The sequence below is a fragment of the Chitinophaga sp. genome (assembly GCF_039596155.1).
GTDB lineage: Bacteria > Bacteroidota > Bacteroidia > Chitinophagales > Chitinophagaceae > Chitinophaga.
Genome location: NZ_JBCNKF010000006.1, coordinates 268636 through 276125 on the forward strand (window position 1 = coordinate 268636; position 7490 = coordinate 276125).

General features: G+C 45.0%; 9 protein-coding genes. All 9 read left to right on the forward strand.

Going from position 1 to position 7490, the window contains the following annotated elements:
• The first annotated feature begins 227 nt into the window (after positions 1-227).
• A complete protein-coding gene (locus ABDW33_RS08540) occupies positions 228-635 on the forward strand; it encodes a hypothetical protein (protein WP_343689636.1) in 408 nt (135 codons plus the stop codon).
• A complete protein-coding gene (locus ABDW33_RS08545; protein WP_343689637.1) occupies positions 628-2031 on the forward strand; it encodes a class I adenylate-forming enzyme family protein in 1404 nt (467 codons plus the stop codon). Before ABDW33_RS08540 ends, ABDW33_RS08545 begins: the two co-directional genes overlap by 8 nt.
• Positions 2028-2633, forward strand: a complete 606-nt coding sequence (locus ABDW33_RS08550) for a hypothetical protein (protein ID WP_343689638.1) — start codon at positions 2028-2030, stop codon at positions 2631-2633. Before ABDW33_RS08545 ends, ABDW33_RS08550 begins: the two co-directional genes overlap by 4 nt.
• Positions 2630-3088 (forward strand): 3-hydroxyacyl-ACP dehydratase FabZ, encoded by a 459-nt coding sequence (gene fabZ, locus ABDW33_RS08555; protein WP_343689639.1) that lies wholly within the window; start codon positions 2630-2632, stop codon positions 3086-3088. The genes ABDW33_RS08550 and fabZ overlap by 4 nt, the downstream gene beginning before the upstream one ends.
• Entirely contained in the window at positions 3085-4260 is a 1176-nt protein-coding gene (locus ABDW33_RS08560) for a beta-ketoacyl synthase N-terminal-like domain-containing protein (RefSeq protein WP_343689640.1), read from the forward strand. Before fabZ ends, ABDW33_RS08560 begins: the two co-directional genes overlap by 4 nt.
• A 2-nt stretch (positions 4261-4262) precedes the next feature.
• Positions 4263-5012 carry an SDR family NAD(P)-dependent oxidoreductase gene (locus ABDW33_RS08565; RefSeq protein ID WP_343689641.1) on the forward strand — a complete coding sequence of 250 codons (750 nt, stop codon included), beginning with the start codon at positions 4263-4265 and terminating at the stop codon, positions 5010-5012.
• A gap of 14 nt (positions 5013-5026) precedes the next feature.
• Positions 5027-6238, forward strand: coding sequence for a beta-ketoacyl-[acyl-carrier-protein] synthase family protein (locus ABDW33_RS08570; RefSeq protein ID WP_343689642.1), 1212 nt, complete (start codon positions 5027-5029; stop codon positions 6236-6238).
• A 30-nt stretch (positions 6239-6268) separates the two neighbouring features.
• Positions 6269-6544, forward strand: coding sequence for a hypothetical protein (locus ABDW33_RS08575; protein ID WP_343689643.1), 276 nt, complete (start codon positions 6269-6271; stop codon positions 6542-6544).
• A gap of 805 nt (positions 6545-7349) precedes the next feature.
• Positions 7350-7472 (forward strand): hypothetical protein, encoded by a 123-nt coding sequence (locus ABDW33_RS08580; protein ID WP_343689644.1) that lies wholly within the window; start codon positions 7350-7352, stop codon positions 7470-7472.
• Positions 7473-7490: the final 18 nt, after the last annotated feature.

The window sequence follows — 7490 nt, forward strand, 5'->3', positions numbered from 1 at the left end:
CGTCTAAAAGAGTTTTTGTGCGAACACTTTTGTTAGACATTTGAATCATCGAAGCAAACATGATCACAACGAAAACGAAAAACGAAAACGAAAATGTTCGCCACACGATACAAGATTTGAAGAGAATGAAATTTGGTTGTGTAGAAACAGCATCTTGTCTAAAAAAATTTTCAAAGTGTACGTTTCGAAGCAATTTTAAACCATCAATCAAAACTGAAAATAAAAACATGGAACTTAAAAATTACAGCACAGTATCGAATGCCTTCTACAAGGTGGTGCAAGCTGAAGCAAAGATAGATGAACTGATCACAGCTATCAAAACCACCAGCCTGCCTGCTCCTGAAAAGTATGCATACCAGGCATTCTGCTACGCGATGATGGCAAAAGAAGCTTCCGGAATGTTGCAGAAAGGAAAATATATTCAACAATACGGTGAGTTCATCGGTAAGTCTATCGTGATCAACAGCGAGTGCTACGAAGCAAGACTCATGCGCTTCATTGTTGAAAAGAAATTGTCAGAAGTAAACTTTGTTAGTCACAAACAAACAGACATAGAATTTCTGACAAGCAATGTCGAAACTATACAGGACGATTGTTTAAAGCACGTAACCTTAAAAGCCCTTTCAAATGTATAAGGACTCATTTTTCATCCCATTTACTGAACATCACGACTCGATTATTATTGATGCTACACAATCGAAGAGCTATACTTATGAAGAAGTGTATGGCCAGATTGCGGATATAGCAGCCGGTATTGAACAACTGCAATTAGCAAAACATTCTATCGTCGTAATCTATGGTTACAAGAATGCCTTCAAATCATTGTTGCTGTTCTTCTCCTGCCTGAAATGTGAGCTGATCCCTTTCCTGGTAGAAGCAGGTGGATTGAGTAAAATTACAGATCTCAAATTCAACGCGATCCTTTCAGAAGCAGCCATCAACGATAGCATCGTAGACAATGCAACAGCACATAGGATCAATGATGCATTCCTTTACTGCAACATGTACGAGGATGTTTATGTAGGCGATGAAAATGATCTGCTTGTAGTATCCAGTTCTGGTACAACTGCCGGCACTCCTAAAAAGATCCTGTTAGGTAAGCAGCAAACCCTTGCAAACATTGCGTCTAACAGGGAAGCGATGTCGATCACAAAAGATGATGCAACGCTGGTGCTACTGCCTGTATCCTATTCCTACGGCCTCATTGCACAATTCCTTACACACTTCTTTACAGGTGCAAAGATCGTACTGGGCGAAAGGTTGCTGGGTATCTTACAACTGCCGCAGCTCTTTCAGAAACACCAGATCACGAATGTGTTTATGACACCGCTGTTGGCAAGACTCATCTTATACTATTATCAGAAGATCCCTAAGATCAAAAATAACCTGCGGTTCATTACTATGGGTGGAGACAAACCACACCTGCCTACATTCCAGAATGTATTCAGATTGTTCAGCTGCCCGATCTATAGTACCTATGGCCTGGCTGAAGCGGGACCCAGAGTCGCAACCTGCAAATATACAGACGTGCCCGAAAAGGATAGTGAAGCCTGCATTGGCGTGGTCAATCCAGGTATCACACTTCGGGTAGCACCGGCAGAAAAGTACCAGGATAAATACAACGATACGCCAATTGGTTATCTGCAGATAGAAACACCTTCCATCTACCTCGGTTATATCAGGGGCAATGTGCTGGACAAACCCTCTTCCAATACAGTGCTTACCACAAAAGATATCGTGGTGAAAAAAGATGACCGGTACTTTATACTCGGCAGGGAAGGAGATTTCATCGAATACAAAGACAGGATTATCTGGTTCAACAGCTTGTCCGACGAATTGTATCATGCACCGGAAGTACTGAAGGTAAGTATCCGCAAAGATAGTGAAGACCGGATGGAAATAGGGGTCTTTCACCGGAACAGGATCAACATACCCGAAGTGGAGCAGGCGCTGAAAGATAAGTACGACCTGCATGCAGGGGATCACTATGATCTGAAATTAATAGAGTTTAATAATACCTATTACAAATGACCCATCTGTTCATTGCTGCAATAAAGTCCACAGTTGACGAGCGCTGTATGGATACGATACAGGAATATTTCAGCGATGAATTGGTAAACAGGTTAACCAAATCACCCGGGGCGGGGCACTGGCTAAAAAGAGTGACTTCCAGGTTAATGCTTGTACAGATCTTCCCTTTACTGGGACTGGATGTGCGACTACTCAAGGGACTGCAATACAACAGGCATGGTAAGTTAGTGATGGATACGGGGACCCCCAATATATCTATTTCCTATAGCAACAACATCGTAGCATGTGTAGTGAGTGAAAATAAAATAGGCGTCGACATTGAAGACATCAGTACGCCGCCAGCCGGCAGAACAATGACCCTGCTGGAAAAGTGGACAGGCCGGAAGGTAAAGGACCAGATGGATTTCTTTATGCTCTGGACACAGATTGAATCGATCGCCAAGCTATACGACGACAAGGGACTTGCAGACATATTCTACGGCAATCTGCTATCAGAAAAACATTATACCAGACAATATCTTTTAAACAATAATTACCTCGTATCCATGTCAGCACAGACATGCCTGGATACTACTGGCCAAATTAAAACATTGACTATATGACAACGGCAGAATTTGATACCCTGAAGCCATCTGCGCTACTACCCCACAGAGAGCCAATGTTGCTGGTGGATAAGGTATTGCACACAGACTTTAAAAATACGATTACCACCGAAACCGAAATAGGGGAAGATATGATTTTCCTGAAAGGACACTTCCCCGGTTATCCCTTACTACCAGGTGTCATCATCATCGAAGCGATGTTCCAGGCATCTGGTGTGCTGAACCGGGTGGCTACACTGGAGAGGGATGGTGAGGCTAAGCAGAAAACGAAACTGGGCAAGGCGGTGAAAGTAAAATCAGCTACGTTCTACAAAGAGGTGTTACCCGGAGATAAGCTGGTGATTACGGCTGAACGCATCAAGAATATCTTAAACTTCAGCGAATACAAAGCAGTTGCCACTGTAAACGGTGAAGTAGTATGTAAAGCAGAAATCACTTTATCTATAAGCATATGAAAAATAATAACAAAATCCTGATCACTGGCCTTGGCAGCGTTTCCCCACTGGGATATGGTTCTGCCGCCGCATGGGAGAAGATCCTCGCAGGTGAAAATGGTCTTAAAATAAAAACCGACTGGACCAATACCAGTATTCACCCCCAATATTATGGCGAAGCACCCGCAGTGGAATTTGCCAGCGAAGTAAAGTGGGACGATCGTTTTCCTCCCCAGCAATATTCCAAACTTGGTATGCTGGCCTGTAAGAAAGCGCTGGACGATGCTGGCATCGTACTCGAACCATCTGACAACGAAATTGGCCTGGTCATAGAAACCAGCCTCGGTGCCACCGCTTCTGTAGAAGATTACCTGTACGACCTGTACCGGTTCGGATTGCAGAAAATCAGTCCGGTGAAGTTTACAAAGACCGTTGCCAATACCGTACTGGGCGACATTTCACGGGTTTTCAAACTGAATGGTCCCAGCTCGCTGATCTATAATTCCAACAGTATCACCTACGGGTTTGATCTGATCAGGAAAGGTCTTGCAGACATCGTGATCTGTGGTGGAGTAGACCACTATACAGAGTTCAGGATACTGAGTGAACAGGAAAACAATCACCTGGTCGATGTAAATGAAGATACGGATCCATTCAGTGCATCCGGAACAGAGAAAGACGATCGCCGCAATATACTGGGAGATGGCGCTGCCTTCCTGGTACTGGAAAGCGAAGAAAGCGCTGTTCGCAGAGGAGCAAAGCGCTATGCTGAACTGGTAGAATACCACAGCTGCTTCGACTATCAGAACGTGGAAGATACCACCAGGCGCTCAAAAGAAGTAGTGAAGTCAGCGATCGATGCCCTCAAACCCATCGTCACGTCCAAAGGAAAACTGGTGTACCTGAGTGCATACACCACAGCTGAACAACTGGAGAAGAATGAACGGCACCTGTTAGAAGACCTCAATCAACAACACGAAACATACAGTCTGCGGCACAAAGCCTACACTGGCGACATGAAATCGGCCAGCAGCATCATGGGGGCAAGCATTGCCAGTCAGATCCTGTATAGCGACCGATTCCCTGAACCGGATGCTGCCGGAGATTATCCTTCCGGGTTCGGTTATGCCCTGGTCAATACCAGCCACGAAGGTGGTGGTAGTTCTCATCTCTTACTTAGAAAAACAAATTAATCATGAAAAATATATTCATCACCGGTGGTTCCAAAGGAATCGGTAAAGAACTGGTAAGAACATTCGCCCGCCTGGGCCATCAGGTAGTATTCACCTACCAGTACTCCGCAGAAAGCGCACAGAAAGTAGTGGATGAACTCCACGCAGAAGGTTTCCCCAATGTTTACACCTTCAAGTGTGATATGGGCAATGAAGCAGAAGTAAAGGCCCTGTTCAGGGGAAATAAAGAGATCCTGAAAGAGGTAGATGTACTGATTAACAATGCAGGCATCCGCGATAGCAAGCTCAATGCAAACCCTAAGCCTTTCCTCATGACATCGTCTGCCGAATGGTGGGAAGTGATGCACAACAACGTCAATGGTGTGATGAATACCTGTCGCGCAGTATTGCCTTCTATGATCAAAAGAAAGAACGGAAGGATCATCAATGTGACGTCGCTGGCAGGTATCAAAGGCAACCCAGGGCAATCAGCTTATGCCGCCTCCAAAGCCGCTATTAATTGCTTCTCCAAGTCACTCGCCAAAGAAGTGAAGGGCATGGGTATCATCATCAACTGTGTGGCCCCGGGATTCATCGAAACAGATATGGTAGACAATCTGCCTGATCAATATGTCAGCAACAGGGTCGGCAACAGCCTGCTGAAGCGCATGGGCACGACCGATGAGATCTCTAATTTCATCTCTTACCTGGCGCTGGATTGTCCCGAATTTTTAATCAACCAGGAAATCGTGATCGATGGTGGTATGAACTAAAAAAACTATGTAACATGAAAAAGAGAGTCGTTGTTACCGGTATCGGCGCCATATCAGCACTAGGCAATAATATCGCTGAGATGACCGAGAGCCTCGAAAATGGCAGCATCAGATATAATGCGATCCCATCGGACAGGTTCAGCACAGCCCACAAGCTGTTTGCCAATAACAGGGGATTTATGATGGATTATGACCTCTATCAGAGCTCCTGGGATAAAGATGTATCTATCATGAGTGAAGTAGCCGTAAAATGTATACAGGAGGCATTGGAAAGTGCCCGCCTGTCAGAAGAAGAGCTACACGCCAGCCATGCGGGCCTCATCATAGGTACGTCAGTAGGAGCCAGTTTCCCTATCCTGCAGCGCATCAAGAAGTCAGTGCAGGAAAATGAAGATGACTATGAGCTGGCGCTCTATTCCACTCCGAAGATCTTAGGTAAGATAGCCCGCGCTTTCAAACTAAACGGGTATGTCTCCGCCATCTCTACTGCCTGTGCTTCCGGCACCAACTCAATAGGCAGGGCCTTTGACCTGATCGAAAATGGCAAAGCCGATATCATGATCAGTGGTGGTATGGACATCTTCACAGAGCTTACCTACACAGGTTTTAATTCCCTGATGGCCATCTCCAAAACAAAGTGTAAGCCCTTTACCAAATCAAGAGACGGTATGTCGCTGGGCGACGGGTGTGCCATCCTGATACTGGAAAGCCTGGAATCGGCTATCGAAAGGGGAGCTACTATCTATGCAGAAATCAGGGGGTATCACATCCTGAACGAAGCATACCACGCTACAGCACCGCACCCGGATGGCATCTATGCGCTGAAGTGTATGAAGAGTGCCCTCGCATATGGCGGTATGAGTACAGACGATGTGGATTATATCAATGCACATGGTACCGGTACCGGCAAGAATGACAGCGCAGAACTGAAAGGGTGTGAAGCCTTACTGCAGGAAAAGACCACCAAAACCTATGTGGGATCTACCAAGTGCCTGACGGGGCATACCCTTGGTGCAGCAGGCAGCATAGAAGCGATCATCAGCATTCTGAGTATGCAGCACAATGCACTCTATGCAAACTACGAGGCGGACGATCTGCCTGCATCTGAAAAGATCGAATTCGTCACACAAAACAAAGTTAACATTCCGCTGGATACAGTATTGTCCAACTCATTTGGCTTCGGCGGAAATATGGCAAGCATCTTACTCACAAAATATAAAAACTAACAATTTAAAAACCTTTAAAAATTTATAATTATGGAACACAATGTAATCGAACAAAAAACTAAAGAAGTTCTCATCAGCGTACTGAACCTGAACAAAACTGTTGATGAATTATCTAACGATCAGGCCTTATTTGGCAATGACGAAAACCCAGGCCTGTTTGATGATTCACTGGCTGTACTGGAAGTGACATCTGTACTGATGGCAGAATTCGAACTGGAAGCATCTGACTTCGGCGAAGAAAGCTTCAAGACTGTTGGTACCCTTGCGCAGCGCATCTACGATGTATTGCACCTGGCTGTTGTATAATCGGTAATACATGCCCCATGCAAAAAGAATTAATTAGAAACGGTCTTTCCACCATTGTAACACCGGAGGGAGCCCGTACTATAAGGAGGCCCTTCAGACAGGTTTGCATCAACAAATAGGCATCCCGGTTCAACCCACTCATCAATCAAAATCTCTATCACATGTCCATGCTCGAACTCAACGTAGTAGAACTGGAAGCACGTCTCGAACTGGCCGGCGCTACTGTTATCGATTCTATCGAAGTAAACTGTTAATCACTTTCATAAACCTTTTAAAACTTACACACATGCAAGAGTTAAACGTAGTAGAACTGGAATCCCGCATTGAGCAGGCAGCTGCTGTAGGCATCACTATCAATTGCGACTAATTACACACCATTTTTTTTTACACCTTTTAAAACTTACACACATGCAGGAAACACAAATCGTAGAACTGGAAAGCCGCATTGAACAGGCAGCAGCTGCTGTAGACATCACCATCAATTGCGACTAATTACACACCATTTTCACACCTTTTAAAACTCACCCACATGCAAGAGTTAAACATCGTAGAACTGGAAAGCCGCGTAGAACTGGCGGCAGCTGCAGCAGCAATCGACATCACGATCAATTGCTAATCCGGCAGGGCGCTATTCAGAAGGAATAGCCAATTACACACCATTTTCAACCTTTTAAAATTTACCCACATGCAAGAGTTAAACATCGTAGAACTGGAAAGCCGCGTAGAACTGGCGGCAGCTGCAGCAGCAATAGACATCACGATCAATTGCTAATCCTGCAGGTCGCTATTCAAAAGGAATAGCCAATTGAATACCATTTTCAACCTTTTAAAATTTACCCACATGCAAGAGTTAAACATCGTAGAACTGGAAAACCGCGTAGAACTGGCGGCAGCTGCAGCAGCAATCGACATCACGATCAATTGCTAGTCCGGCAGGGTGCTATTC